The organism is Microbacterium sp. SA156, from assembly GCF_049065455.1.
GTDB lineage: Bacteria > Actinomycetota > Actinomycetes > Actinomycetales > Microbacteriaceae > Microbacterium > Microbacterium barkeri.
In genome coordinates, this window is sequence record NZ_JBAKGU010000013.1 from 53,883 (window position 1) to 79,219 (window position 25,337).

Here is a 25,337-nt window from a genome sequence, read left to right on the forward strand (position 1 = left end):
GGCTGTCCGAGAGTCAGAAGCCGGAGGCGCCGATCGCCTTGGCCAGCTCGGCGAACTGGGCCTGCGTGGCCTCGCCCACCTCGGCCGGCGTCATGGTGCCCTGGATCATGTCGCCGAGGTTCAGGTAGAGGTCGGGGTTGGCGACGGCGAGCGCCTGCATCGAGCCGACCGCGTCGCCGAGCGACGCGCTCACGTCGAGAAGCGCCTGCGGCACCTCGTCCGACGACGGGACATCCGTCTGCAGCGAGACCGTGGACTGGGCGTTCACGAACTCCTCGTAGCCGTCGCCGAGCCAGTACGAGAGGAGCTGCCGCGATGCGGCCTCGCGCTCGGCATCCCCCGTCTTGAACGCCACGAGGGCGTTGGACTGATCGGGGATGAAGGTGCCCACGTTGCCGCTCGGCGAGATGGGGAAGAAGCCGATCTTCTCATCGAGCTCCGCAGTGTCCGCCAGGGACTGCAGCTGGCCGAAGAACGAGTTCACCTGGACGACCATCGCCGCCTCGCCGCTCAGGAGGGCAGGGCCCTGCTCCTCGAACGTCGCGGTCTTGATGTCCTCGTTGAAGAGCCCCTCATCGATCAGGGCGGCGTACTCGTCGATCGCGTCCTGGATCGGCGACTCGTCGAACCCCTTCTCGTTCGCGTTCACCTCGTCCCACAGGCCGTCCTTCGCGGCGTCGGCGAGCTGCACCTGAACCCACCACTGCGTGGCCCAGGGCGTGCCCCCGCCGAAGTCGAAGAACGGCGTCGTGCCCTGCTCCTTGAGGTCCCGCGCGAGCGCGATGAACTCGTCCCAGTTCTTCGGGAGGTCGGTGACCCCGGCCTCCTCGAAGACCTCCTTGTTGTAGTACACGCCCTCGACAGCGGGGGTCGTGATGAGCGCCGCGTAGCGCGTGTCGTCGAGGATGCCGGTGATATCCCGGAGCTCGGGCTTGTACGCGTCGAGCCAGGGGGCGTCGTCGAGCGGCTGAAGGTTCGTCGGGGCGTTGAGCGCGGTCAGCATGGACGACGTCGGCTGCCAGAACGCGAGATCGGGCTTGTCGCCCGTGGCCACCTTCGTCTGCACGCCCTGCTCGTAGGGATCCGGGATCGTGACGACCTCGACCTCCGCGCCGGTCAGCTCCTCGAAGCCGGCGATGACGCTGTCCGGCACGGTGTTCGAGTTCTGCGCCGCCCAGATCGTCAGGGTCGTTCCCGCGAGATCGGCGTCCTGCGCGGGCCACTCGGCGGGGTCGCTCGCGCCGGCGCCCGCGCCGGGATCCGAGCACCCGGTGAGGGTGAGCGCGGCGACGGCGGCGAGCGCCGCGCCTGCGCGGAACGTGTTCTTCATCGAATTGCTCCTTCGTGGTTGCTCCGGCGCTCGGGATGGGCACCGGAGAGAGGTCAGCGGGTCGGGGTGCCCACGCTGAGGCGGATGGTGCGCGCGGCGAGATCGGCATCGCCGGCGTGCAGCGTCAGGGTCCCGGAGGAGGCGTCCCACGTCGTCCGCCAGGCCGGGAGGTGGAGGGGGAACACCGGCGAGACCTCCACGTCGGCGCCGATGAGGTGCGGGAATGACAGGGAGGTCGAGCTCTCGCCATCCCGGCGCCAGACCGACACGACCTCCTCGCCTTCCGAGCGGATCGACAGCGCGACCCACGGGTCGGTCCATCCCGGAAGCCCGAGGGGCCAATGGGGCTTGCCGCTGCGGATGAGCGGGCGCAGCGACTTGGCCTGCGCGACGGCCGCTGCGACGACCTCACGCTGTGCGTCGGTCATCCGGTTGAGGTAGCCCGACACGTAGAACCGGCCGAGAAGTCCCGTGACGAGGCTGAACGACAGCTCCTCCGCGTTCATATCGGGCTGCGGGTACGCCCAGCTCGCCGCCTGCTCGGGCAGCATCGAGATCGGAGCCGCGGCTGCGATCGGCGGGTACTTCCGGAAGTCCTGCTGGTCGGAGGTCGACTGCATGGCCAGCCGCGAGAGCATCGCGAAGTCCATCCGCATCGCCCCCGAGGCGCAGTTCTCGATCACCAGTCCGGGGTGGCGGTCGAGGACGCCGTCGAGCCAGGCGAGGTGGGCGCGGTTGTGAGCGAGGAGCCCATCGCCCAGGCTGTCGGCGTCGTGGTCGGTTCCCGCACCGGGGTTCACGTTGTAGTCGAATTTGAAGAACCCGACGCCGAAGTCGGCGACAAGACGGTCGACGACCGCATCGAGGTGAGCGACCGCCGCCGGGTGCCGCAGGTCGAGGTGGTACCGGTGGTGCTCGACGATCCGCTGTCCGTGACGCTGGAGGAAGGCCTCCCGCGGAAGCGTCTCTGCGACGGCGCTGCGCACGCCGACGACCTCGGGCTCGAGCCAGAGCCCTGGCACCATCCCGGCGTCGCGGATGGCGTCGACCACCTCCGAGAGACCTCCCGGGAAGCGGGTGCGGGAGGGCCGCCATTCTCCGACCGTGTCCCACCAGTGACCGCTGTCGTCGTACCAGCCCGCATCGATGCAGAAGACCTCGGCCCCCACCTCGGCCGCCGCGGAGATGAGCGGGAGCAGCCGCTCGGTCGTCGGATCTCCGTTGAGCGTGTTCATGTAGTCGTTGAAGACGACCGGCATCGCGACGTTGTCCGGGTGGGCGCGGCGCGCGGAGCGGCGGAAGTCCGTGAGAGCGCCCAGCGCGTCCTCGAAGTCCCGACCGTAGGCGAGCTCGACCGGAACCGTCTCGAAGGCCTCCCCCGGTGCGAGCCGACGCGTCCACGACGAGTCGGTGTCCGTCGGCCCCGAGAGGCTCAGGTACCCGCCGTCCGTGTCCTCGCCGATCTCGCTGCGCCAGGCTCCGTTGTGCTCGATCTGCCACACGAGCGCCAGCCCGAGCGCTGCGCTCTCCAGCCCCCCGACGGGCAGGTCCGCGCCCGTCGACCAGGTGCCGTCCGAGCTCACCGCCCAGGCGCCGCGCGGGTTGTGCCCCGTGAGGTGCTCGGCGAGGTGCGGGAAGTCCGGCCCGCGCAGCGGCGTGCGGCACCAGCGCCCCTCCCCGAGCCAGTCGCTCACGCCCGACACGCGCACCCACCCGTCGAGCTTCTCGGGCCCGCTCGCGTCGCGCGCCGTGAAGCCGCCCGCCCATGACGTCACCGACCGCAGGACGACAGGGTCGGTTCCGACCGCGCGCACACTCGTCTGCGCGCGGACGGCCCGAGGAGCGCCCTCGAGCCTTTCGAGCTGGGTCACCGCCTCGACGCCGTCGGCCTGCTGGCGGATGATGAGGCGCCCGTCTTCATCGACCTCATGATCGATGTGGCGAAGGCGCGCACCGAGCTCGGTGTGCGAGAGGCGGCCCGACGCAGGCAGGTGCCCGGCCGTGGCCGTGAGGATCTCGACGAGCGGGACGCGGTACAGCGGCAGCGCGCGCTCGCCCATCCGGAGAGCCGCGAGATGGACGGGGGCGTCGTCGGCCCATCCGAAGGTGAGGGTCAGGTCGCCGTCTCCCCACGCCAGCTGTTCGGTCACGTCACTCCTCGTCATTGCGGTCCACGCGACCCGGTCGAGTCGCTGATAGCGATTTCAAGAGGCGAACGTAGCGGATTCTGAAATCGCTATCAAGTCTGTCTTGTAATCGTTATCACGCGTTGCTAGTGTCGCCTCCCAGTGGTGAGCCGAAGCACCCGACTCGATGAAGAGGAGATCCCTTCCCATGAAGAGAACACTGGGCGCGGCGACGACGCTCGCTGCCGCTGCGCTGGTCACGAGCGGCTTCGCCGCTCCACCCGCGGTCGCGGCCGACGCGGAGCGCCTGACCGTCGACTTCTCCGATCGCACCGGAGAGTTCCGCGGAGGCGCGAGCGGAACGCTGTACGGGTTCGGCGACGACGGCGCTCCGACTCAGGCGCTGATCAACGGCGCGCACATCACGAACACGTCCCAGAAGCCGCCGTACGGCACGCAGCACCCCGGCGGCGACACGCTGAAGATCGAGGACGGGTTCTTCGACAAGCACGGCGAGGACCTGTACATCTACCAGCAGGACTACTACCCCGAGTGGCCGTACAACAGCGGCGTCCGCCCGGGCGACGACCGCACCTACGACGTCGCGACCGGCTCCTACACCGAGGGCGGCAACGGCGTCTGGGACTACCTCGAGGTGATCGAGTTCGTCACCGAGGCGGTCGCGACGCAATCCGACCACCCCGAGGAGTACACCTTCATCCCGTTCAACGAGCCGGACTGGATCTGGTACTCGGACTGGGCGGCCGACAAGGAGCAGTTCTTCGCCGACTGGACCGCGGTGCACGAGAAGATCGAGGAGGTCTACGCGCGCCACGGTCTCGACCGGCCGCGCATCGGCGGCCCGGGCGACAGTCACTGGCGGAAGACGCCGAGCACGGAGTTCCTCGACTACGCGATCGCCGACGGATCCGTCCCCGATGTGTGGATCTGGCACGAGCTCGGCATCGACAATCTCGCGACCTATCGCGGTCATCTCGCGGAGTTCCGCGCGATCGAGTCATCGAAGGGCATCGATCCGATCCCCGTCAACATCACGGAGTACGGGATGCTGCGCGACATGGGGCAGCCCGGTCAGCTCATCCAGTGGTTCTCGATGTTCGAGGACACGAAGGTCGACGCCCAGACCGCGTACTGGGGCTACTCGGGCAACTTCTCCGACAACTCCTCGCGGCCGAACGGCGCGAACGCCGGGTGGTGGATGTTCAAGTGGTACGGCGACCTCGAGGGGTCGGAGACCGTGCGTGTGACGCCGCCGCGTCCCGACACCGCCGACACTCTGCAGGGCATCGCGGCCGTCGACGACGAGAACCGGCGCGCGACCGTGCTTCTCGGCGGGACGGACGCCGACGTCGAGGTGTCGCTCGAAGGGCTCGATCGAAAGGTGTTCGGCAACCGGGTCGACGTCGAGGTACGCGAGATCGCGACGGTCGGCGCGCAGGGGCTCGCCGACACCCCGGCTCTCGTCTGGGCGGCGGATGGCGCAGCGCTCGCGGGCGGCAAGCTCACGATCCCGGTCGACACGTTCAATCGCTACGCGGCCTACCAGGTGCTGATCACTCCGGCCGGCACGCACGATGTCGAGCAGGATCTCGCGGCGCAGCCCTGGAGCGCGACGGTCGAGGCCGAGAGCACCGCGATCACCGGCTCGTACGTGCAGAGCCACGACCCGAAGGCGAATGGCGGCTGGACGTGGCTCGCCTCCGGCAACCAGGACGTGCGCGCGTTCAAGACGCTCGACTCGACCGCGACCTGGACGGTCGAGGTGCCGCGCGACGGTCTCTACCGGTTCCAGGCGATCGGCGCCTCCAACAAGAACCCCGGCCAGCACGCCCTGTGGGTCGACGGCGCATACGCGAGCACGGTGCAGTACCGGGCCGACCTGCACTGGGACTACCGCGGCAGCGGCGAGACCCTGGTCGAGCTCACCGCGGGCACGCACGAGCTCACGCTCCGCACCACCGCGGATGGGGAGAACCTTCTCCCCTACCCCGACGTCACGCTCGACCGCTTCCTGCTCACGGATGTGACCGACGGCGAGCCGACGGTGCACCCGGCCTCGACGTTCCGTCTGTACGACGGGGCGAAGATCGCGTACAAGGGCAAGAAGGCGTCCGGATTCGCGAGCCTGTCGGACAGCGGGCGCGCCGACCTCTACGTCACGGCGATGGACTCGGGCTACTACGACCTGTCGGTCGCCTACGAGAGCGGCCGCGCGGGCGCGATCGAGGTCACGATCAACGGCGGCTCGCCTGTCGAACTCGCAAGCGAGCGAAAGGGCAGCTGGGAGTCGACGGCCCGAGTGCACCTCGCTGAGGGCATCAACGAGATCGAGCTGCGCTCGTCGGGCGATGTCGCGATCGAGAGCGTCACGACGACGCGGGTCCGCGCCGCCGACGACGCGCGCGTCGTCCTGGAGGCAGAGGACGGGCAGCTCACGGGCACCGCGCAGGCCGGAACGCTCGCCCCCGCCACGGGCACGAACGCGACGGGCGGCGGCTACGTCGACGGTCTGGGCGGCGGCGAGGGGAACGCGATCGAGTTCGCGCGCTCCGCGGGCTTCGACAGCGCCGGCGACTACGCCGTGTCGGTCTGGTACTCCAACGCGAGCCTCGCCTCGCCCCACCCGTACAACCCGCAGGTGGTCGACCTCCGCCTCGACATCGCCGATGGCGACCAGGAGGTGGGGCACGGCTACCACCGCCACACCTTCAGCTGGAACAGCTTCCTGGAGCGCAGCATGCAGGTGACCCTGTCGAGCGACGGCGAGCCGCTCCGCGTGTTCAGCGCCGACGACGAGGCCCCGCGCGTCGACAAGCTGATCGTCGCGCCGATGGTGCTCGGTTCGCCGACGACGCAGCCGCTCGGCTGAGCATCCGGGTGGGTGAGGGGTCGCGTCCTCTCACCCACCCAGCCGGCGGGCGGGCGGGGTTCTCCCCGCCCGCCCGCCGCGTCAGCGCGCGTCGACCAGCGTGAGCACGCCGCCCTCGACGCGCAGCTCCGGGTGGTAGCCCTCCGGCAGCCCCGTGACCTCGAGCGACGGAAGCGCGCCCGGGAACTTCGCGGCCTCGATGAGCGGCAGCTCTGCCGGCACCTCGGCCAGCGCCGACACGTCGACCGCGAGCGTGCCGCGCAGCTTCGCCTTGCCATCGACCGAGAGGGCGGGAGCGGACGCGTCCTCGATCGTGAGCGCGAGCGTCGCGCCCTTCTTCTGCGTGAGCTCCCCGCCGACCTCGAGCGTGCCATCCGCCTGCTCGCGGACGACGCCGCGCTGCAGCTCGACGTCGGCCGTGCCGAGCGCGGTCGCGGTCGTCGCGACGAGCTCGCCGCCCTTCACGCGCACACCGCCCGTGAAGGAGTTCTCGCCCGCGAGGATGAGCGTGCCCGTGCCGTCGAGCGTGAGCGACCCCGCGCCGTCGATGTCGTTCCGCCACACGTCCACCGCACCGTAGCCGTCCGCCGTCGCGTCGAGCGAGACCGCGACGTCGCGGTCGAACGCTCCGAAGCCGTTCGCGGCGGCGAAGAGGTTGAGCCGGCCCCAGCCCTCGGCGTCATCCGCGACGGGGAGACCCGACTCGAGCGCGGTCGAGTAGAGCACCCAGCGCAGCTGCGCGTCGTCGAGGTAGGGATAGCGCGTGCGGATGAGCTCCTCGGCGCCCTCCGGCACGACGGGCGCGACGCCCGCCTCGCCGACGGGGTCGAGTCCGAACGTGGTGTTCGCGAGGTACTCCGCGAGGCGCGCCTGGTATGCGTCGCGGTCGGTGTCGAGATCGAGCTCGGCCTCGAGCGCGGTGTCGGCATCCGCCGTCGCCTCTGCGATCAGCTCGGCGTTCTCGTCGTCGGCGAGGGTCGCCGCGGCGAGGCCGGTCGCGAGGATGCGGCCGCCGATGATGTCGAGCGCCGAGTGCATTCCGGCCTCGGCACGGCTGTAGCCGAGGTCCGACGCCTGCAGCAGGAGGTCGTCATAGTGCTCGGGCACGGCCGTGGCGAGCGCGATGCCCGCGAGGAAGGCGGCATTCGTATGCCCGCTCGGGAATCCGCCGTCCGACGCCGCCTCCGACTCGGGCTTCTTGACCGGCTCGAGCTCGGGCACGAGCACGACGTCGTCGCTCCAGCGGAACGGGCGCATGTACTGGTAGTACTCCTTGGCGCGGTTGGAGGTCGCCCACGGCCCGCGCACGGTGTTCACGAGCTGAACGACGCTGCCGAGCTCGGAGTCGACATCGGCCCAGGCGCCGTTCTCGTTGCCGCGGTCGTCGTACTTGGTCGTGAGCGCGTCGGCGGGGATCTCATCGGGGATGGTCGTGCCCGCGTTCGCGAGGTCGCGGAACTCCTGCGCGTCCTCATCGAGGCCCTCGAACATCGAGTAGCTCTGGTGGCGGCGGTCGGCGAGGTAGGCGGCATCGGCTTCCTCGCCGGTGCGGTTCTGCGTGATCCGCTCGATCGCGGCGATGTTCTGCTCATGCACCCGGGCGTTCAGGACCGTGCCGTCGTTCCAGGTGGTGCCGGGCGTCCAGTACTCGAGCATCTCGGAGAGCACGCCGATGGCCGGGTTCGTCTCGGGCGTCGTGAAGTCGGTCGTGTTCTGGCGGTAGGTGTCGACGAACGCGCCGTACGCCGCCGCGCGGGGCTCGATGGCCGACGCGTCGACGAGGTCGTCGTCCTTCGCGGCGAAGGCCGGCTGCGCGAAGGCGGGGCCGACGAGGAGCGGGAGGAGCACAGCGCAGGCGACGGCCTTGCGACGAGGGAATGCGGAGGGCACGGATCTTCCTTCCTGAGTCCGTCGGGTCGGACTCGCGGCGGGCGCGGTCGGATGGCCGCGGAGGGGATGCCGGAAGGCTCGCGGACGGCGGTGAACGGTCGGGAAACGCCTTCCCGATCTCGGGCCGGCGCTCTCACCCCTGAGCGGGCCTCCCGCCCCAACCGCCAAGACCGGGGCAGGGCTACCATGGCCCGCATGAGCAGGAGCACGCTGTGACCATCGACGAGTTGGCCGAGATCGTGCTCGACGACGAGAGCCGCGCCCGGTGGCGCGAAGTGACGGCCGAGCTCGCGGAGCTCGGTCCGGAGGCGTTCGGCGAGAAGTACCCCGATCTCGACGATCCGTTCGAGGACGACGGACCGAGCGCCATCCAGCTGCTCCTCAGCGTGGGGCAGGAGGCCGGCACGATCGTGTGGCTCGACTGGTCCGGCGAGGAGTATCTCGGCGCGACCCGCGCTGCTCTGACACGCGCGTGCGCGCGCCTCGGGTTGGCGGCACCCGCGTGGGACGACGAGACCGAGAGTCGGATCCTCGATCATCTCGGCGACCGGCTCGAACGCGGCGGCTTGCTGCCGCCGCTTCTGGTGTCGATCGACGAGCAGCTCGCGGCACGGGGCATGCGTCTGCTGCTCATCGACATCGACTCCGACAGCTACCAGCTCGCGCCCGTGAACGCCGATCTGTTCGCCCGCGTGGTCGGGGGCGAGGGAGACGGGTTCACGTTGCGATCAGCGGGCGGGGCCTGACGGCTTTCGCTGCGGGTGGTGCACCACGCTCGCTGGAGGTACACTTCCGTCATGCCGACCTCGCTCCCGCGCATCCAGGTGACCGTCACCGATGCGGTCGCGCACGCCCTTGAGACAGCTCGACGGAGCTGGCCCACCGCGTCTCGCAGTGAGCTGATCGCGCGGCTCGCCGTCGAGCGCGCACAGGAGATCGAGTCGCAGCGGGAGACGTCGCGGCAACGACGCCGCCAGGCGCTCGCGCGACTTCGCGGCACGTTCGACGAGGCGTATCCAGCCGGCCATCTCGATGATCTGCGCGAGGACTGGCGCGAATGATCGTCCTGGACGCGAGTGTCGTGATCGCATACGCGGCGGGACACGACACTGCACACGAGCGCGCCCGGAGAGTCGTCGAAGAGAGCGACGACACCTTCGCCATGCACGACGTGACGATCACCGAGTGCCTCGTCGGCCCAGCCCGAATCGGTCGAGCGGAGGACATGCTCGCCCTCCTCGAAGCCATGGAGATCTCTCGCGTCGACCTCGATGAGAACGCGCCGCTTCGGGTGGCGTCGCTGCGCGTGGAGACAGGTTTGAAGCTGCCTGACGCCTTCGTGCTCGACGCCGCGGCTCAGCTGGGCGCGGCGCTGGCGACGTTCGACGACAGGCTCGCCGCTGCCGCAGAGGCACAACAGGTCCGCCTCGTGCGCGGATCCGCCACCCCGTGAAACGGCACGCGACATCCCCGACCGGATGCTCTTACCCCGCGAGGTCCTTCCGCCACTCGGCCGCGAGGTACTCCAGGTCGCCCCAGCCCGTCGGATGGCGCGTGACGGTCTCGAGCGCATAGCCCGACTCCGCGAGCGCCCGCGCCTGGGGGTCGCGCGGAGCCGCCTCGCCGCCATCCGCCGCCGGGATGACGTCGCCCTCCGTATCCGGACGATGCAGGCTCACCGCGCGGACCGCCGCGAACCAGTGCGCCCGCGCCTGCTCCTCAACGGCCTTGATGAGCATCGCCTCGAGGATGCCGGCGTCGCGACGCGGCACGAACACGCTGATGCTCGCGAGCGCTCCCCCGTCGGCCGGCGCCATGAACTGCGCTGCTCCCGCGGCCCGCCCGGCGATCCGCGCGAGCAGCGGCACGCACGTCGCGCCGCGCAGCCGCTCGAGTGCGTCGGCAGGCTTCTGCGCGCCGACGCCGGCGCCGCTCTGCTCCCGCATGACGGTCGCGGCGATCTCGAGGTAGTCGAGGAAATCCTGCGCATCGCGCGCGTCGACGGCGTCCGGCAGCGTCACGGGTGCGATCTCGACGGCGATCATCCGGGTCATCCTGCCAGGAGAGAAGTGGATGGCCCGGTGCACGCGCGCGGGACGCCGAACGTCAGGCTCGGCCGTCCCACTCCCACGGGTCCAGCGGGGTCGGCCGTCCCCGTCAGGGGGCAGGCGGGCGAGCCACGAGCAGCTCGCCGACGCCGTGGACATCGACCGGTCCGTGGCTTGCGGGCACGAGGAAGGTCGAGCCGACAGCGGCCCGCGCGCCATCGATCACGAGAGAGCCCTCCACGAGGACGAGGAGGGAGAAGCCCGCGGCGACGGTCGCCTGCCCGTCCACCGGCAGCCTCTCGAGCCGGAAGTACGGGTCCGCCGCTTGCGGGAAGACCGGCCCCCGGACGGGTGCCGGACGCACGAGCTCCGCGAGCTCCTCGACGCGACGGGCGCCACGATTCACCGCGGCGAGCGCCGTGTCGAAGCCGAGACCCAGGTGCCCCTCCGCCGCGCCGTCGATTGCGAATCCCTCCCACTCGAGCAGGATCGACAGGTCCTCGGGCTGCTGCAGCTCGAGGAGGAAGACGCCCTCGCCGATGGCGTGCAGCTCACCCGGCGGCACCCAGACGACGTCCCCCGGCTCCACGCGCACCGTGTGCAGGAGGCCCAGGAGCGCGTCGACATCCTGGGAGCGGACGAGATCGGCCAGCTCGTCGGCAGACACCTCCCGCGTGAGCCCGACGTGCACGGTGCCGCCCTCGAGGATGTACCACGCCTCGGCCTTGCCGTGCCGGCAGCCGAGATGGCGCTCGGCGAACCCGTCATCGGGGTGCGCGTGGACAGGCAGCCTCTGGCCCGCATCGAGCAGCTTCACGAGGAGCCGCACGTCGGCGCCCCAGCGGGCCGCGTGTTCCGCTCCGAGCCAGGAGACCGGGTCCTCCGCCACCGCGTCGCGAAGCAGCCTGCCATCGGGCAGGCGCGTCAGCCCGAGCTCCGCCTCCCCGCGGACGGTCGTGACGGATCCGATCCAGTCCTCCGGCTCCCGCTCGGCGGCCGACGCCTCGCCGCGGAACGCCGCGATGGCCCGACCTCCCCGATAGAACCTCTCCGGCGGTCGATTGGGGCCGAGCTCGTGGATCATGCCGCCGCCCTCCGCGCGGGCGCGAACGCCGACAGGAAGCCGCCGACGAACGTGTCCCCGAGGCCGATCGTCGTCGGCGACGACGTGTCGATGTCGAATCCGGCGATCCCGGTGGAACCCGGAATCGCCGCACGCACTTGATCGACGACGAGGGCGCCGCTCTGATGCCGCGGGCACCGGTCGGTCGCGTCGAGATCGGATGGCGAGAAGCCGTCTCCGAGTCGATATCGGGTCGCGGCGATCCGAACCGCGCTCTCGAGAGCGTCGCGGTAGCGCTCTGCCTCGGGACCGACGGCGACAGCCCACGTGCGGGTGTGCACGGCGAGCGCCGGGGCGGGGATGAGCCGATGGATGTCGCGGAGCGCGACGACGACATCGTCCCCGTCGTGGAGATCCACGCTCCGACCGAGGTACTCCTGCAGCTCGTCCTCGTTCATGCCGTAGACGTCGATGCGATCGAGCAGCCGTGCTCGGATCTCCCGCGAGAACTCGCGCCGGTAGAAGCCCGCGTCCTCGTAGTACACGACGGCGTCGCTCGGCAGTCGCCGCATGGCGGACCGCAGCTCATCGAGGCGCCGCACGAGCAGCCGGTCGTCCTGCATCGTGTTGAAACCCGAGACGAGGAACACCGCCGCCGTCGCGAGGGCGTCGCCCAGGCCGTCCGCGATCGCCATCTCGCGGTTCGGCGGATCGTTCGCGAAGATCAGCCGATTGGCGCTCGGCGTGACGACCTCGCCATCCGCCAGCCGGATTCGCGCGCCGGCCGGGTACTGCACGATGAGGTGCGGATCGAGGGTGTCGCGCGTCGCGGAGCTGACGACGCGCATCGACGACGGGAGGAGCCGGCGCACGGTGTCGTCGATGCTCACGAGGTGCTGGGTGCTCGGGACACCGAGTCGGTCGAGCGCGAGACCCGCCCGCACCCCCGTTCCGCCCAGGGTGACCGAGGTCGAGAACCGCGCGGCGAACCGCCCGACGACCTCCGAAGAGGCGACGAAGCGCTCCCCGCCCCTTCCCACGGCGGCGAAGGCGAGGATCGCCGCGACGAGCGTGCGCTCATCGACGATCGGCTCGTCGGCCGTCAGCTCCGCGCGGACGATGCCGAGCTCGGCGACCAGCGCGTTGACCACGTCGGTGTCCCAGCGGATCTCGTAGTCGACCGTCCCGCCCAGCCCCAGCACCAGATCGGCTCCCACGCCGGCTCCTTCCGTCTTCTGTGACGATCAGTACAGGTTGGCCTTGCCCGCGGCTCCGAACAGGTCGATCTTCTCGGCCGCCGTGACCTTCATCGCCTCGAGCGGCTCCGGCTGGATGGCGTTCGGCTCGCGCAGGCGCACGTCGGTGCCGAGGACCTCGCGCATGCGGTTGTGGTACGAGACCTTGATGTCGCTGGAGATGTTGATCTTGTTGATGCCGAGCGAGACCGCGCGCGCCAGCTCGCTGTCCGGATTGCCGGACCCGCCGTGCAGGACGAGAGGGATGCCCACGGCCGCCTTGATCTCCTGGAGCAGGTCGTGCCGCAGCTCGGGGTTCTTGTCGGCGGGGTAGAGACCGTGGGAGGTCCCGATCGCGATCGCGAGGCTGTCGACGCCGGTCTCCTCCACGAACCGGATCGCGTCGTCGACGTTCGTGTAGATGATCTCGGCCGCGCCTGCCTCGCCGTAGCTGTCGTTCGCCCCGATCGTCCCGAGCTCGCCCTCGACCTGCACGCCCACGGCATGCGCTGCCTCGACGACCTTGCGCGTGAGGGCGACGTTGTCGTCGAACGGCTGCAGGGAGGCGTCGATCATGACCGACGTGAAGCCGGCCTGGATGGCCGTGATCATCTGCTCGAAGGTGCCGCCGTGGTCCCAGTGGATGGCGACCGGAACGCTCGAGCGATGGGCACGCGCGTGCATGGCCGGGATGAGGTCGGTCGTGATGTGGGAGACCTCGTCGGGGTGGATGGCGATGATGACGGGCGCGTCCTTCTCCTCGCTGATGTCCATGATCCCCTTGAACATCGCCCAGTCGCTGATGTTGAAGGCGGGGATGGCGAAGGCGTGCTCGTTGGCGACGTCGAGGATGGACCTACCGGTGTAAAGCAATGTGATTCTCCTTGTTGATGGATGGCGAGGTCGGTCAGCTCTTCACGGAGCCGGCCGTGAGACCGCTGATGAAGAAGCGCTGCAGCACCAGGAAGAGGATCAGCACGGGGATCGAGCCGAGAATGCTCATCGCCATGATCTGGTTCCACTCGTACGAGTGCTGCCCCATGAGCAGCTGGATGCCGATGGGCACCGTGCGCATGTCGGTGGTGCGGGTGAGGGTGAGCGCGAAGAGGTACTCGTTCCACGCGATCATGAAGGTGTAGATCCCCACCGAGACGATGCCGGGCACCGAGATCGGCACGAGGATCCGCCAGAGCGCCGTGAGGGAGCCGGCGCCGTCCATCCGGACGGCCTCGTCGAGCTCGCGCGGCAGGGTGTTGAAGTACCCGGTCATCATGATGATCGCGTAGGGCAGCGTGAACACCATGTAGGTGAGGATGAGCCCGGGGTACGTGTTGTAGAGCTTGAGCGCGACGACCAGGCCGAAGTACGGGATGAGCAGCGTGATCGGCGGCACCGCCTGCACGCTGATGATCACGACGTTCAGCACGCGCTTGCCGCGGAACTCGAATCGGCTGAAGGCGTACGCCGCCTGGATGGCCACGACCAGCGTGAGCAGCGTGACGGCTCCCGCGACGATGTAGCTGTTGAGGAAGAAGCGGACCGTCTCGGGCGTCGTGAGGATCGCGACGTAGGCGTCGAGCGAGAACGAATCCGTGATGAGCCGCGGGGGCAGCTCGAAGATCTCGGTGTTCGACTTGAACGAGCTCGAGAGCATCCAGAGCACCGGCCCGGCGGCGAAGACCGCGCCGAGGAGGAGCCCGATGATGACGCCGGTGCGCGCCGTGCGCGTGCGGGCGGTGACGGAGAGCGCCATGTCAGTCCCTCGCCTTCTGATGGCGGACGTAGAACACCGCGAGCACCATCGACATGAGGAGCACGAGGACGGCGGAGGTCGCGGCGAGCGAGAAGTCGTATTCGGCGAACGCGAGCTTGTAGGTGAATGTGCTGAGCACCTCGGTGACGTCGATGGGCCCGCCGCCCGTGGTCATCCAGATCAGCGCGAACTGCTGCGACGTCCAGATGAGATCGAGCAGCACGAGGCTCACGATGATGGGGCGCAGCTGCGGGATGGTCACGTTCCAGAACCGCTGGGGTGCGTTGGCGCCGTCGACCGTCGCCGCTTCGTTGAGCTCGTTCGGGATGCCCTGCAGGCCCGCGAGCAGGCTCACCATGAAGAACGGGTAGCCGGCCCAGATGTTGATGAAGGTGACGGTGCCCAGCGCGAGCTGCGGAGAGGCGAGCCACTCGACGTCGGTGCTGAGGAGGAAGTTGATGATGCCGTTCGGAGCCAGCAGCATCCGCCAGAGGACCGCGATCACCGCGGCCGTGAAGAGCCACGGAAGAACGTAGAGCGCGCGGAAGATCGCACGCGGCACCGCTCCGATCAGGGGGCTGTTGAGCAGCATCGCGAACGCCAGCCCGAGGATGAGGTGCGCCGCGACGCTGACCACCGTGAAGAAGACGGTGTTGCCCGTCGCCTTCCAGAACCCCGCGTCGGAGAGGACGGCGATGTAGTTCTCGAGCCCGACGAGCCCGGAGGACGACCCCATCACGGCCTCGTCCTGGAACGAGTACCCGATCACCATGACGATCGGCACGATCATCAGGACGAAGAGCAGGATGAGAGTCGGGGCGAGGAAGCCGTAGGACTCGCCGGCCTTCCGCAGCTGGCGGCGCTTCCGCGACAGCGGGGCACCCGTGACGAGCGTCTCCGTGTCGGGAGCGAAGGATGTCTGCATGCTCATGTGGCGTCGACCTCTGTCGGGATCGGATGGCGCGCGCCGCCGCGCGCCATCCGACCGAACGGGAACGGGATCAGAATTCGGCTTCCCAGGACTCCTGCGCCTTCTCGAGCGCGTCCTGCATCGACTGCTGACCGTCGAGAGCCGACTGGAGCTGCTCGCCGAGGAGCCGCATGAGCTCCTCCGCGACAGGCAGACCGGTGAACTCGTTCGCGGGATAGCCGGCCTGGTAGATCTCGAAGGCCTTCGCGAAGAGCTCGTCATCCGCGACGAAGTCGGGCACCGACTCCGTGTTGCCGGGGAACGCGTTCGCCATCGTCGACAGCTCCGAGTTCGTCTCCGACTCCATCAGGAACGAGACGAGCTTGAACGCCGCCTCCTTGTTCTCGGAGTTCTCAGCGACGCCGATTCCCCACGAGGCGTAGGGGATGCCGCGCTCGCCTTCGTAGCCCTCCTCCGCGGGGATAGCCGAGATGGAGAACTCGAGGTCGGGGTTCGTCTCGCGGATGAGGTTGATGTGCGCAAGCGAGTCGATCATCATCCCGACGCGGCCGTTCGTGAACTCCTCGACCTTGTCCTGCTCCTTCATCGTGAAACTGCCGGATGCGATGGAGCCGGCGTCCCACATCCCCTCGATGAACTCCATCGCGGAGGCGACGTCGTCATTCGTGAGATCCGGCTGACCGCCGTCGAGCATCGAGCCGCCCGAGGCCCACACCCACGACATCACGTCGTTCTGCACGCCGTTCGGCGCCTCGAGCGACAGCGGCAGGACCCATCCCGACGCGTCTCCGTCGAGAGCTGAGACCTTCTCGGCCGCGTCAGCGAACTCCTCGCGGGTCGACGGCGGCTCGGAGACGCCGGCCTCCGCGAGCAGGCCGTCGTTCGTGAACATCGGGTACACGAAGTTGACCACCGGGATCATGTAGGTCTTGTCGTCGACCTTGATCTGGCTCGCGAGCTCGCTGTCGTCGTAGTCGTACTCCGCCATCAGGGCCGTGAGATCGGCGATCACTCCCTTGGAGGCGAAGTCGTTGACCCAGGCGCCGTCGAGGCCCACGACATCGGGCATCGTGCCCGAGGCGGCGCCGGCGAAGAGCTGCTCCTTCGTCGAGGCGTAGGGACCGCTGACGAGCTCCACCGTGATGCCGGGGTTCTCCTCCTCGAACCTGTCGATGAGGGCGCGGAACTCGCCGTCGGGCAGCTCCGGCTCCCACCACTGGGCGAACTCGATCGTGACGTCTCCCCCAGACGCCCCCGAGTCGCCGTTCGCGCCGCAGCCGGACAGCGCCAGGACCGACGCTGCAGCCGTCGCGATGCCGGCGACGACTCGCGCCCGCCGGGCCGCACTCCGATCAATTGCCATGGTCTCTCCTCTTCGAGATCCTGCGGCATTCCGCGCTCTTCTGCGTTTTAATGCCGGTTTAGGACGAGTATGCGGCGAGCAGCGCGGTCTCGTCAAGCCCTTCTCCGGGTCTCTTCCATGGCTTTCCGCCGCTGGCGCGACATCAGCCGACCCGACTGACTGCCGCCGATCGTGCAGTTTCCTGCTGTTTCTTCAGTGATCTGGGCGCTCTGTGCTAGATATGACCGCATGGAAGCTCCCTCACCCGCACGCGGTCGGCGCCTCCCGGCCGGCCGCAAAGCCGATCTCGCCGCCTACGTCGACGAGGTCGGCCGGGTGACCGTCGCCGACCTCGCGGCGCACTTCGGCGTCTCGATCGACACCATCCGCCGCGATCTCGATCAACTCGACCGCGAGGGCGTGGTCGTGCGGACGCACGGGGGCGCGGTCAGCACCGCCGAGAGCCCCGGCCGGGATCGCGGGCTCGACGTCCGCCTGCGGATGCAGGTCGCCGAGAAGGAGAAGATCGCCCGCATCGCGGCCGAGCTCGTCGAGGACGGGTCGGTCATCATGCTGAACGCCGGCACGACGACGCTCGCCGTGGCACGGGCTCTGCGCAACCACCGCAACCTGACGATCGCGACGAACAACCTGCGGATCCCGGCGGAGATCTCGCCGAACGCGTTCCGCGACCTCTACGTGTTCGGCGGCGCCGTGCGCACCCTGACGCAGGCGACGACCGGTCCGGTCTCCCTCGCGCTGAACTCGAGCACGCCGGATGTCGACATCCGATGCGACCTGGCGCTCGTCGCCGTCGGCGCGGTCGACGAGACGGGCTACTCGACCTCGAACCTCGGCGACGCGACGATGATGGCAGAGATGGTGCGCCGCGCCGACCGCACGGCCATCCTCGCCGACTCGACCAAGCTCGGTCGCCGCCTCTTCGCGCAGGTGGTCCCGCTCGAGCAGGCCGACTACCTCATCACCGACGAGCAGCCGAGCCCCGAGCTCAGCGCCGCCCTCGCCGCCGCGGGCGTCGAGGTGCTGACGCCGTAGAGACGACAAAGGCAGGAAGCTCGAACGCCTCCTGCCACCTTCAGGATATCGCCGGCCCAGGGGCTTGCCGCAAGGCCCCCGGCACGGAGCAGAATGGTCCGCCGCACCGGAGGTTCCGGCGCGAGAAGGGGGCGGCACATGTACGACGTGACCATCATCGGCGGCGGCCCGACGGGCATGATGCTCGCGAGCGAGCTGCGCCTCCACGACGTCAGCGTGCTCGTCCTCGAGCGCGACGCGGAGCCAACCCGGCTCGTGCGGTCACTCGGGCTGCACGCGCGCAGCATCGAGATCCTCGATCAGCGCGGCCTTCTCGAGCGCTTCCTCGAGCACGGCACGAGGTACCCCGGGGTCGGGCGCTTCGCGGGGATCGACAAGCCGCAGCCCGCCGACCTCGACACCGCGCACGGGTACATCCTCGGCATCCCGCAGCCGATCACCGACCGCCTGCTCGCCGAGCGCGCCGCCGAACTCGGCGCCGACATCCGCCGCGGCATCGAGGTCGTCGGCTTCACACAGGATGAGGATGGCGTCACGGTCGAGCTCGCGGATGGCACGAGGGTGCGCTCCCGGTGGATGGTCGGCTGCGACGGCGGTCGCAGCCTCGTGCGCCGTGCGCTCGGCATCGGGTTCCCCGGTGAGGCCGCGACGACGGAGTGGTTGCTCGGCGAGATCGAGATCACGGCACCGGCGGATGAGGTGGCCGCGATCTCGGACGAGGTGCGCAAGACGCATCGCGGGTTCGGCATCGGTCCGACGCCGGATGGCCACTTCCGCGCGGTCGTGCCCGCGGCATCCGTCTCGGAGGACCGCACCGTGCCCCCGACGCTCGACGAGTTCCGATCACAGCTCCGCGCCTTCGCCGGGACGGACTTCGGCGCCCACTCCCCCATCTCGCTCACCCGCTTCACCGACGCGACGCGTCTGGCCGATCGGTATCGCGTCGGCCGCGTCTTCCTCGCGGGCGATGCCGCGCACGTGCATCCGCCGCTCGGCGGGCAGGGCCTGAACCTCGGCATCCAAGACGCGTTCAACCTCGGGTGGAAGCTCGCGGCGGAGATTCGCGGATGGGCCGCGCCCGGCCTGCTCGACACCTACTTTGCGGAACGGCATCCGGTGGCGTCGGATGTCCTCACGCTCACGCGTGCGCAGAGCGTGCTGATCGACGCGGCTCCTGGCCCGCAGGCGGCGCGTCGGCTCTTCGCCGAACTGATGGACTTCGACGACGTCAACCGCTTCCTCGCGGAGCGCGTGGCGTCGATCGGGATCCGCTACGACCTCGGCTCAGACAACCCGCTCGTCGGGCGGAGGCTTCGCGACATGCCGCTGGCGGAGGGGCGCCTGTACGAGCGCATGCGCGACGGACGATGGCTGCTGCTCGACCCGACCGGCGGGCTGTCGGTCGGCGGATGGCCGGGGATCATCGACCGGATCACGGACGTCGGCGAGCACCTGGGTCAGGAGGCTGTGCTGCTGCGGCCGGATGGGCACGTGGCGTGGGTCGGCGAGGATCAGAAGGGGCTGGAGAGGGCGCTCGAAGAGTGGATCCGTCCTGGGAGATGAACCAGCCCACGAGGACCGCATATTTCCCCGCTTGACTGCCCGGGCACTGATGGGCAGGGTGTGACCTGAGCTGCGAATCCGCTCGGCTGGTCGGCCGGGGGCAACGCGACACGTTTCACTTTCCTGCGTTCCCCTGGAGACTCCCTTGGCAAGCACTCCTCCCCCCGGCTGGTACCCAGATCCCGAGAACCCCGCGGAATGGCGCTGGTGGGACGGTCGAGCGTGGGCGTCTGCAGCATCCGCCTCGGCAGTAGATAGGCCCGCGCGACGCCGCCTGCCCGTTTGGGGATGGCTTCTCATCGGCTTGGTCGCGCTGGTGCCCTTGATACTGCTGTCGCCGGTCATCGCGCCGATCGCGCTGATCGTCGTCATAACAGGGATCGTGGGCTGGAGCAGAGGCACCCGCACCTGGATGCGCTTCCGATCGAAGAAGGCCGCGGCCGTGGTCACCGTCGCTGCCACCATCGCGCTGCTCGTCACGGGAAGCGTGACGGCGTCGATCCGCCCACCAGCAGAGGGCGAGCGCGCCTCATTCGCGGATGTGCGCACCTCCGACCGCGATACGGCGCCGCGCGATGACGCGGGCCGTGAATCGCCGGACCCCGTTTCGACTCCGACGAGCGGCGCGACACCCAGCCCCACGCCAACGCCAACGGTTCGCGAGGAAGTCGTCACTGAGCAGATTGCGTTCGAGAGAGTCACGCAGGACGACATCAATCTGCCGCAGGGACAGACGCTCGTATCTACACCGGGACAACCAGGAGAGCGCACTCTGACTTACCGCGTCACTGAGCTCGAAGGGAAGGAGCTGCAGAGAGAGCTGCTCTCCGACGTGGTGACCGTCGAGCCGGTGACCGAAGTCACCTCCGTCGGCACCTATGTCGCTCCAGAACCCGCCCCGCCTGCCGCACCTGAGCCGGGGACGGGCTGCGATCCTAACTACGCTGACGCATGCGTCCCTGTCGCAACCGACGTCGACTGCGCAGGGGGCGGAGGGAATGGACCCGCTTACTTCGACGGAGTGGCGCGAATTGTCGGCTCGGATATCTACGAACTCGATCGAGACGGCGACGGCTACGCGTGCGAGCCTTCGTGACGCTCGACGCCCATCGGAAGCCGCTCACGCAACCACTCGCGCAATGCCGGGTCGCACACGTACACGTACGTCCCGCGGATACCCCGCGTCAGCAGCACCCCGTAGATGTTCCGGATGTACTGGAGCAGGTCATCGTCTGAGTAGAAGATGCCGAGAGCCGGGTTGTTCTCCTTGCCCTTCTTGTCACGGTACGACTCACGATCGACGAACAGACGCCGAGCAAGGGGGTCGTATCGCAGATCAGGACCGATGATCACGCCTGCATAGTTGAGGTCGTATCCCTGCACCGTATGGATCGAACCGACCTCGTCGAGGGAACGCGGCGCGTTGATCCAGTCCTTGTCGGTGCTGTTCCAGCGGAGCCTGACGCCGTCGAGCTCGATGTCGAAGGCGCTGGAGTCGCGACGGCTTCGCCACTCCCAGGCGTAGCCAGCGACGAGTCGCGCAAGCCCGTGCTCCTCGTCCTTGCGAAGGATCGCCATGCGCATGTCAGCCAGGTCATCGAAGAACCGCAGGTCGTACTCGCCGAGCATCTCCCCCGACACGGCAGCGCCCTCCTCGCCCCGCAGCAGCCGACGGATGGCCTCGACATAGTCCGCTCCTGCCTTCACCCGCATCTGGGTGAGCAGCGGATACCGGCGACTGAGAGCCGACGCCGCGCGCACCTCCGCGGCGAGCGTCGCCGCGGGCAGGTCGGCCGGCCGGACGCTCTGCTCGCCGTCCACGAGAAGGATTCGGTGCGAACTGCGCGCCTTGATCCAATCGAGCTGCGTCTTCGAGAGATCATCCGCGCCGAACAGCCGCTTGTTGATCTCGATGAAGTCGCGATTGAGCATGCCAGACGACTGATTCGCTCGCTGGTTGAGCCGATGCGTCTCGTCGACGATCAGCAGGTCAAACGGCTCCTCGGCCTTTCCCACGTCATACGGCGAGAGGACCATCGACGGATCGAGCTTCGGAGTCTTCTTGAACACCTTCCGGATGGACAGCCGAAGCGACTGCTGCGGAACCACCAGCGCCATCCGGAAGTCCTGCAACCGGGCTCGATGCTCCGGGACGAACAGATCCGCGAAGATCGAGTCAGGCTGCACCTCGTCGTTCTCGTCGTGATCGCGGATGTCGGCGATCAGCTTCATGAGGAAGATCGCGACGATGGTCTTGCCGGTGCCGGGCTGGCCCTGAACCACGGCGGTCGAATCGACACCCGTCTCGAGGTCGGCGAAGAGCCCGTCGAGGATGTCCTCGACAGCCGCAGCTTGATCATTCGTCAGGGCCTTGAAGGGCGACAGCTTGAAGAGGTCGCTGTTCTCGATCTGCGGGATCGAGCGCTCGAAGACCCCATCGGCACGCAGCTGCTCGAAGATGTCGCGGAAAGATTCGCGATACAGGTCCCTGTCGAAATACGCCGCGTCGGTGATGCCCTCATTCCCGTTGAGAACCGTGAACCGGCCGTCGCCCGCGAGCCAGCGGATCAGATGCGACTCGAGATCGAGGCACACGGACTTGTTGAATCGATCGTCGATGACGACGCGGATGGTCGTGAGTCCGGCCTCCCGCTTGCTCGCGTTCGCGAGGTGCTGCTTCATCCGCGCCGCGGCGTTCAGGGTCTCGCCGACGTAGACCGCCGGACGCGCCTGCCGCTGGTCGCCGTCGAGAACGTAGACGACCGGCCAATCCGTATGCGCGCGATCTCGCCGCCCCCAGCTGCGGATCTCCTCCCCATCGAACGGGAGGCGCTCGATCCTAGAGGGCGTCATATTTCGTGCTCCGCCCCTTCGCACGCTCCACCGGGTACTTCTCCCGCGTCTTCGCGAGCTTGCTCAGAACGATCTCGTCAGCGTCGACGCCGAGCTTGTCCGCGAGAAGAAGACAGTACGTGAGGACATCGGCGAGCTCGTCGCGGATGTCGGCCGGGTTACCGTCGGCGTTCCACTGGAAGCACTCGAGCAGCTCCGCCGCCTCGATGGCGATGCTCTTCGCGAGGTTCTCGGTCGTGTGGAACTGAGCCCAGTCCCGCTCGCGGACGAACGCGCGGAGCTCGGCGATCACGGTGTCACTGGGCATGCGCCGAAATTAGCAGGCAGCGGGGTGCGCCGTGTCGCGCACCCCGCTTTGGCTCTACTTGTCTCGGCACTGCTTGCAGAGCGGCCACCCATTCGTCCCGGACCGCTTGTTGTAAGCCGGGATCTGCTGCCCCGTCGGACAGTCGCTATGGACGTGGTGGACGTCGGGGTCCGCCTGATTGATTGAGTGGTAAGGGGACACTCGCATGATTCTCCTCTCGGTGCATGAGCCGTTTCGACTCGTTTCCGCACCGTAGCTCTGAGCTCTGACATATCAGCGAGGCAGTGACAAGCCGGCCCCGGAAGTCCGAACCGCCTCCGCCATCCCCCCCTCTCAACCGCGCCACGCCCCGCCCGGTAGACTCTCCTCGTCCGCTCCCCCTCGCCCCTCAGGAGCTTCCGCGTGACCACGCCCGCATCATCCGCTGCCCCGCACGCCCACGTCGCCGACACCGTCGAGAACGCCGTGGCCACTCCCGAGAAGGAGCAGCCGTACGACGCGCTGGGCCTGAAGCCCGACGAATACGAGCAGATCAAGGCCATCCTCGGCCGCCGCCCCACGTCGGGCGAGCTGGCCATGTACTCCGTGATGTGGAGCGAGCACTGCTCCTACAAGAGCTCGAAGATCTACCTGCGCCGCTTCGGCCAGAAGGTCAGCGACGAGATGCGCGAGCGCCTCATGGTCGGCATGGGTCAGAACGCGGGCGTCGTCGACGTCGGCGAGGGCTGGGCGGTGACCTTCAAGGTCGAGTCGCACAACCACCCGTCGTACATCGAGCCGTTCCAGGGCGCCGCGACCGGTGTCGGCGGCATCGTCCGCGACATCATCTCGATGGGCGCGCGACCGGTCGCCGTCATGGACCAGCTGCGCTTCGGCGCGATCGACCACCCCGACACCGCGCGCGTCGTGCACGGCGTCGTCTCGGGCATCTCGTCGTACGGCAACTGCCTCGGCCTGCCGAACATCGGCGGCGAGACGGTCTTCGACTCCGTCTACCAGGCCAACCCCCTCGTCAACGCGCTCGCGGTCGGCGTCATGCGCCATGAGGACATCCGCCTCGCGAACGCGACCGGAGCCGGCAACAAGGTCGTGCTCTTCGGCGCGCGCACGGGCGGCGACGGCATCGGCGGCGCCTCGATCCTCGCGTCGGACACCTTCGCCGACGGCGGCCCGACCAAGCGCCCCGCGGTGCAGGTCGGCGACCCCTTCGCCGAGAAGGTGCTCATCGAGTGCTGCCTCGAGCTCTACAAGGGCGACCTCGTCGAGGCCATCCAGGACCTCGGCGCCGCGGGCATCTCGTGCGCGACGAGCGAGCTGGCCGCGAACGGCGGCTCGGGCATGAAGGTCGAGCTCACGAACGTGCTGCTGCGCGACCCCTCGCTCACGCCCGAGGAGATCCTCATGAGCGAGTCGCAGGAGCGCATGATGGCGATCGTCGCTCCCGAGAAGCTCGACGCCTTCCTCGCCGTCACCTCGAAGTGGGATGTCGAGACGAGCGTTCTCGGCGAGGTCACCGGGGATGGCCGACTCGTCATCACGTGGGACGGCGAGACGATCGTCGACGTCGACCCCTCGACCGTCGCGGTCGACGGCCCCGTCTACGAGCGCCCCGTCGCCTACCCGACGTGGATCGACGCCCTCCAGGAGGACTCGGCGTCGGCCCTCGCCCGCCCGACCGAGCCCGAGGCCATCCGCGAGCAGTTCACCCGGCTCGTCGCGAGCCCGAACCTCGCCGACACCTCGTGGATCACGAACCAGTACGACTACTACGTGCTCGGCAACACGGCCCTGTCGTTCCCCGACGACGCCGGCATGATCCGCGTCGACGAGGAGTCGGGCCTCGGCTTCTCGATCGCGACCGACGCCAACGGCCGGTACTGCCAGCTCGACCCGTACGCGGGCGCGCAGCTCGCCCTCGCCGAGGCGTACCGCAACGTCGCCGTCACGGGCGCGACGCCGACGGCCGTCACCGACTGCCTGAACTTCGGCTCGCCCGAGAACCCAGAGGTCATGTGGCAGTTCTCGCAGGCCGTCGACGGCCTGTCTGACGCGTGCCTCGCCCTCGGCGTTCCGGTCACGGGCGGCAACGTCTCGTTCTACAACCAGACCGGCGACACCCCGATCCACCCGACCCCCGTCGTCGGCGTGCTCGGCATCATCGACGACGTCGCGCGCCGCATCCCGAGCGGATGGCAGGACGCGGGCGAGAACATCTACCTCCTCGGCATCACGCGCGAGGAGCTCGACGGCTCGGCCTGGGCCGACGTCGTGCACGGCCACCTCGGCGGACGCCCGCCGGCCGTCGACCTCGAAGGCGAGAAGCGCCTCGCGGGCCTCATCGCCGCCGCACGCGACGAGTGGCTCATCTCGTCGGCGCACGACCTCTCGGAGGGCGGCCTCGGCCAGGCCCTCGCCGAGGGCGTGCTGCGCTTCGGCGTGGGCGCGCGCGTCTGGCTCACCGAGATCATGGAGCGCGACGGCGTCGACGCCGCGACCGCCCTGTTCAGCGAATCGACGGGCCGCGTCATCGTGACGGTGCCCCGCGAGGAGGACGTGAAGTTCCGCGGACTCTGCGAGGGCCGCGGCTACCCCGTGCTCCGCATCGGCGTCACCGACACCGTCGCCGACCTCGAGGTGCAGGACGTCTTCACCGTGTCGGCCGCCGAGCTCCGCGAGCTGTCGACCTCGACGCTGCCGAAGCACTTCGGCCCGACCGTGGTCGAGCCCACCGCCTGATGACGACTCCGGAAGAGGACGACGAGTTCGCCGCGTACTCGACGCAGCGCACGCGACGCATCCGCATCACGGCGTGGATCGCCATCGTCGCGCTCATCGCGACGGGCGGCGGCTCCGCGCTGTTCGCGCTGCTCTTCCCGTAAGCCATCGTCTTCGACGCGCAGCGGCCATCCGGATCTCCTCGGATGGCCGCTGTGTCGTTGTGGGGGCGTCC

At 69.0% G+C, this 25,337-nt stretch carries 21 protein-coding genes and 1 pseudogene; 10 read left to right on the forward strand and 12 right to left on the reverse strand.

The annotated features are described in order from the left end of the window. Positions 1 to 13 precede the first annotated feature (13 nt). Positions 14 to 1,330, reverse strand: coding sequence for an ABC transporter substrate-binding protein (locus ACOWU6_RS12880; RefSeq protein ID WP_324013490.1), 1,317 nt, complete (start codon positions 1,328 to 1,330; stop codon positions 14 to 16). Positions 1,331 to 1,383: 53 nt separating this feature from the next. Beyond that, positions 1,384 to 3,480, reverse strand: a complete 2,097-nt coding sequence (locus tag ACOWU6_RS12885; protein WP_421075930.1) for a glycoside hydrolase family 36 protein — start codon at positions 3,478 to 3,480, stop codon at positions 1,384 to 1,386. Between the two features lie 184 nt (positions 3,481 to 3,664). Here ACOWU6_RS12885 and ACOWU6_RS12890 point away from each other — a divergent pair, with 184 nt between their 5' ends. Beyond that, the gene (locus ACOWU6_RS12890) at positions 3,665 to 6,346 is read left to right on the forward strand and encodes a carbohydrate-binding protein (RefSeq protein WP_421075931.1); all 2,682 of its coding nucleotides are present in this window, start codon (positions 3,665 to 3,667) and stop codon (positions 6,344 to 6,346) included. 81 nt (positions 6,347 to 6,427) lie between these two features. Here the strand turns inward: ACOWU6_RS12890 and ACOWU6_RS12895 are convergent, their stop codons facing one another. After that, the gene (locus ACOWU6_RS12895) at positions 6,428 to 8,236 is read right to left on the reverse strand and encodes a phosphatase PAP2 family protein (RefSeq protein WP_421075932.1); all 1,809 of its coding nucleotides are present in this window, start codon (positions 8,234 to 8,236) and stop codon (positions 6,428 to 6,430) included. A gap of 212 nt (positions 8,237 to 8,448) precedes the next feature. Between ACOWU6_RS12895 and ACOWU6_RS12900 the strand changes: the two genes are divergently transcribed. Genes ACOWU6_RS12900 through ACOWU6_RS12910 form a run of 3 tightly spaced genes read left to right on the forward strand, consistent with a single transcriptional unit; the run spans position 8,449 to position 9,689 of the window. Then, positions 8,449 to 8,982 (forward strand): DUF6630 family protein, encoded by a 534-nt coding sequence (locus ACOWU6_RS12900; protein ID WP_421075933.1) that lies wholly within the window; start codon positions 8,449 to 8,451, stop codon positions 8,980 to 8,982. A 51-nt stretch (positions 8,983 to 9,033) separates the two neighbouring features. Next, positions 9,034 to 9,297: a hypothetical protein gene (locus ACOWU6_RS12905; protein WP_271174141.1), complete on the forward strand. Its 264-nt coding sequence runs from the start codon at positions 9,034 to 9,036 to the stop codon at positions 9,295 to 9,297. After that, positions 9,294 to 9,689 carry a type II toxin-antitoxin system VapC family toxin gene (locus ACOWU6_RS12910; protein WP_421075934.1) on the forward strand — a complete coding sequence of 132 codons (396 nt, stop codon included), beginning with the start codon at positions 9,294 to 9,296 and terminating at the stop codon, positions 9,687 to 9,689. The genes ACOWU6_RS12905 and ACOWU6_RS12910 overlap by 4 nt, the downstream gene beginning before the upstream one ends. Before the next feature lie 31 nt (positions 9,690 to 9,720). On the opposite strand, the gene ACOWU6_RS12915 is transcribed toward ACOWU6_RS12910, so the two are convergent. From ACOWU6_RS12915 to ACOWU6_RS12945, 7 genes are all read right to left on the reverse strand, one after another. Beyond that, positions 9,721 to 10,290: a hypothetical protein gene (locus tag ACOWU6_RS12915; protein WP_421075935.1), complete on the reverse strand. Its 570-nt coding sequence runs from the start codon at positions 10,288 to 10,290 to the stop codon at positions 9,721 to 9,723. Positions 10,291 to 10,393: 103 nt separating this feature from the next. Further along, positions 10,394 to 11,368, reverse strand: a complete 975-nt coding sequence (locus tag ACOWU6_RS12920; protein ID WP_421075936.1) for a class I mannose-6-phosphate isomerase — start codon at positions 11,366 to 11,368, stop codon at positions 10,394 to 10,396. Then, on the reverse strand, positions 11,365 to 12,564 hold the full coding sequence (locus tag ACOWU6_RS12925; RefSeq protein ID WP_421075937.1) for an ADP-dependent glucokinase/phosphofructokinase: 1,200 nt from the start codon (positions 12,562 to 12,564) through the stop codon (positions 11,365 to 11,367). The genes ACOWU6_RS12920 and ACOWU6_RS12925 overlap by 4 nt, the downstream gene beginning before the upstream one ends. 27 nt (positions 12,565 to 12,591) lie before the next feature. Continuing rightward, positions 12,592 to 13,455, reverse strand: a complete 864-nt coding sequence (locus ACOWU6_RS12930) for a ketose-bisphosphate aldolase (RefSeq protein WP_421075938.1) — start codon at positions 13,453 to 13,455, stop codon at positions 12,592 to 12,594. 34 nt (positions 13,456 to 13,489) lie between these two features. After that, positions 13,490 to 14,335, reverse strand: a complete 846-nt coding sequence (locus ACOWU6_RS12935) for a carbohydrate ABC transporter permease (protein ID WP_271174147.1) — start codon at positions 14,333 to 14,335, stop codon at positions 13,490 to 13,492. A 1-nt stretch (position 14,336) separates the two neighbouring features. Further along, positions 14,337 to 15,266, reverse strand: coding sequence for a carbohydrate ABC transporter permease (locus tag ACOWU6_RS12940; RefSeq protein WP_421075939.1), 930 nt, complete (start codon positions 15,264 to 15,266; stop codon positions 14,337 to 14,339). A 70-nt stretch (positions 15,267 to 15,336) separates the two neighbouring features. Continuing rightward, positions 15,337 to 16,629, reverse strand: a complete 1,293-nt coding sequence (locus ACOWU6_RS12945) for an ABC transporter substrate-binding protein (protein WP_271174149.1) — start codon at positions 16,627 to 16,629, stop codon at positions 15,337 to 15,339. 228 nt (positions 16,630 to 16,857) lie between these two features. Here ACOWU6_RS12945 and ACOWU6_RS12950 point away from each other — a divergent pair, with 228 nt between their 5' ends. The 4 genes and pseudogenes from ACOWU6_RS12950 (at position 16,858) to ACOWU6_RS12965 (ending at position 20,323) form a co-directional block, all read left to right on the forward strand. Continuing rightward, positions 16,858 to 17,664 carry a DeoR/GlpR family DNA-binding transcription regulator gene (locus tag ACOWU6_RS12950; RefSeq protein ID WP_421075940.1) on the forward strand — a complete coding sequence of 269 codons (807 nt, stop codon included), beginning with the start codon at positions 16,858 to 16,860 and terminating at the stop codon, positions 17,662 to 17,664. Between the two features lie 138 nt (positions 17,665 to 17,802). Beyond that, positions 17,803 to 19,227, forward strand: a complete 1,425-nt coding sequence (gene rox / locus ACOWU6_RS12955) for a rifampin monooxygenase (RefSeq protein WP_421075941.1) — start codon at positions 17,803 to 17,805, stop codon at positions 19,225 to 19,227. 145 nt (positions 19,228 to 19,372) lie between these two features. Next, a pseudogene (locus ACOWU6_RS12960) lies at positions 19,373 to 19,462 on the forward strand (DUF2510 domain-containing protein); the annotation flags it as partial. A gap of 69 nt (positions 19,463 to 19,531) precedes the next feature. Further along, positions 19,532 to 20,323, forward strand: coding sequence for a G5 domain-containing protein (locus ACOWU6_RS12965; RefSeq protein WP_421075967.1), 792 nt, complete (start codon positions 19,532 to 19,534; stop codon positions 20,321 to 20,323). Here the strand turns inward: ACOWU6_RS12965 and ACOWU6_RS12970 are convergent. Together ACOWU6_RS12970 and ACOWU6_RS12975 are read right to left on the reverse strand one after the other, a co-directional pair. Next, positions 20,302 to 21,909: a DNA/RNA helicase domain-containing protein gene (locus ACOWU6_RS12970; RefSeq protein WP_421075942.1), complete on the reverse strand. Its 1,608-nt coding sequence runs from the start codon at positions 21,907 to 21,909 to the stop codon at positions 20,302 to 20,304. The two genes, ACOWU6_RS12965 and ACOWU6_RS12970, sit on opposite strands and share 22 nt — an antisense overlap. 157 nt (positions 21,910 to 22,066) lie before the next feature. Continuing rightward, positions 22,067 to 22,387: a nucleotide pyrophosphohydrolase gene (locus ACOWU6_RS12975; protein ID WP_421075943.1), complete on the reverse strand. Its 321-nt coding sequence runs from the start codon at positions 22,385 to 22,387 to the stop codon at positions 22,067 to 22,069. Between the two features lie 402 nt (positions 22,388 to 22,789). On the opposite strand from ACOWU6_RS12975, the gene purL reads away from it, so the two are divergent. Beyond that, complete coding sequence (gene purL / locus ACOWU6_RS12980; RefSeq protein ID WP_421075944.1) at positions 22,790 to 25,123, forward strand: phosphoribosylformylglycinamidine synthase subunit PurL; 2,334 nt, start codon at positions 22,790 to 22,792, stop codon at positions 25,121 to 25,123. After that, complete coding sequence (locus tag ACOWU6_RS12985) at positions 25,123 to 25,266, forward strand: hypothetical protein (protein ID WP_282979923.1); 144 nt, start codon at positions 25,123 to 25,125, stop codon at positions 25,264 to 25,266. The genes purL and ACOWU6_RS12985 overlap by 1 nt, the downstream gene beginning before the upstream one ends. Positions 25,267 to 25,337: the final 71 nt, after the last annotated feature.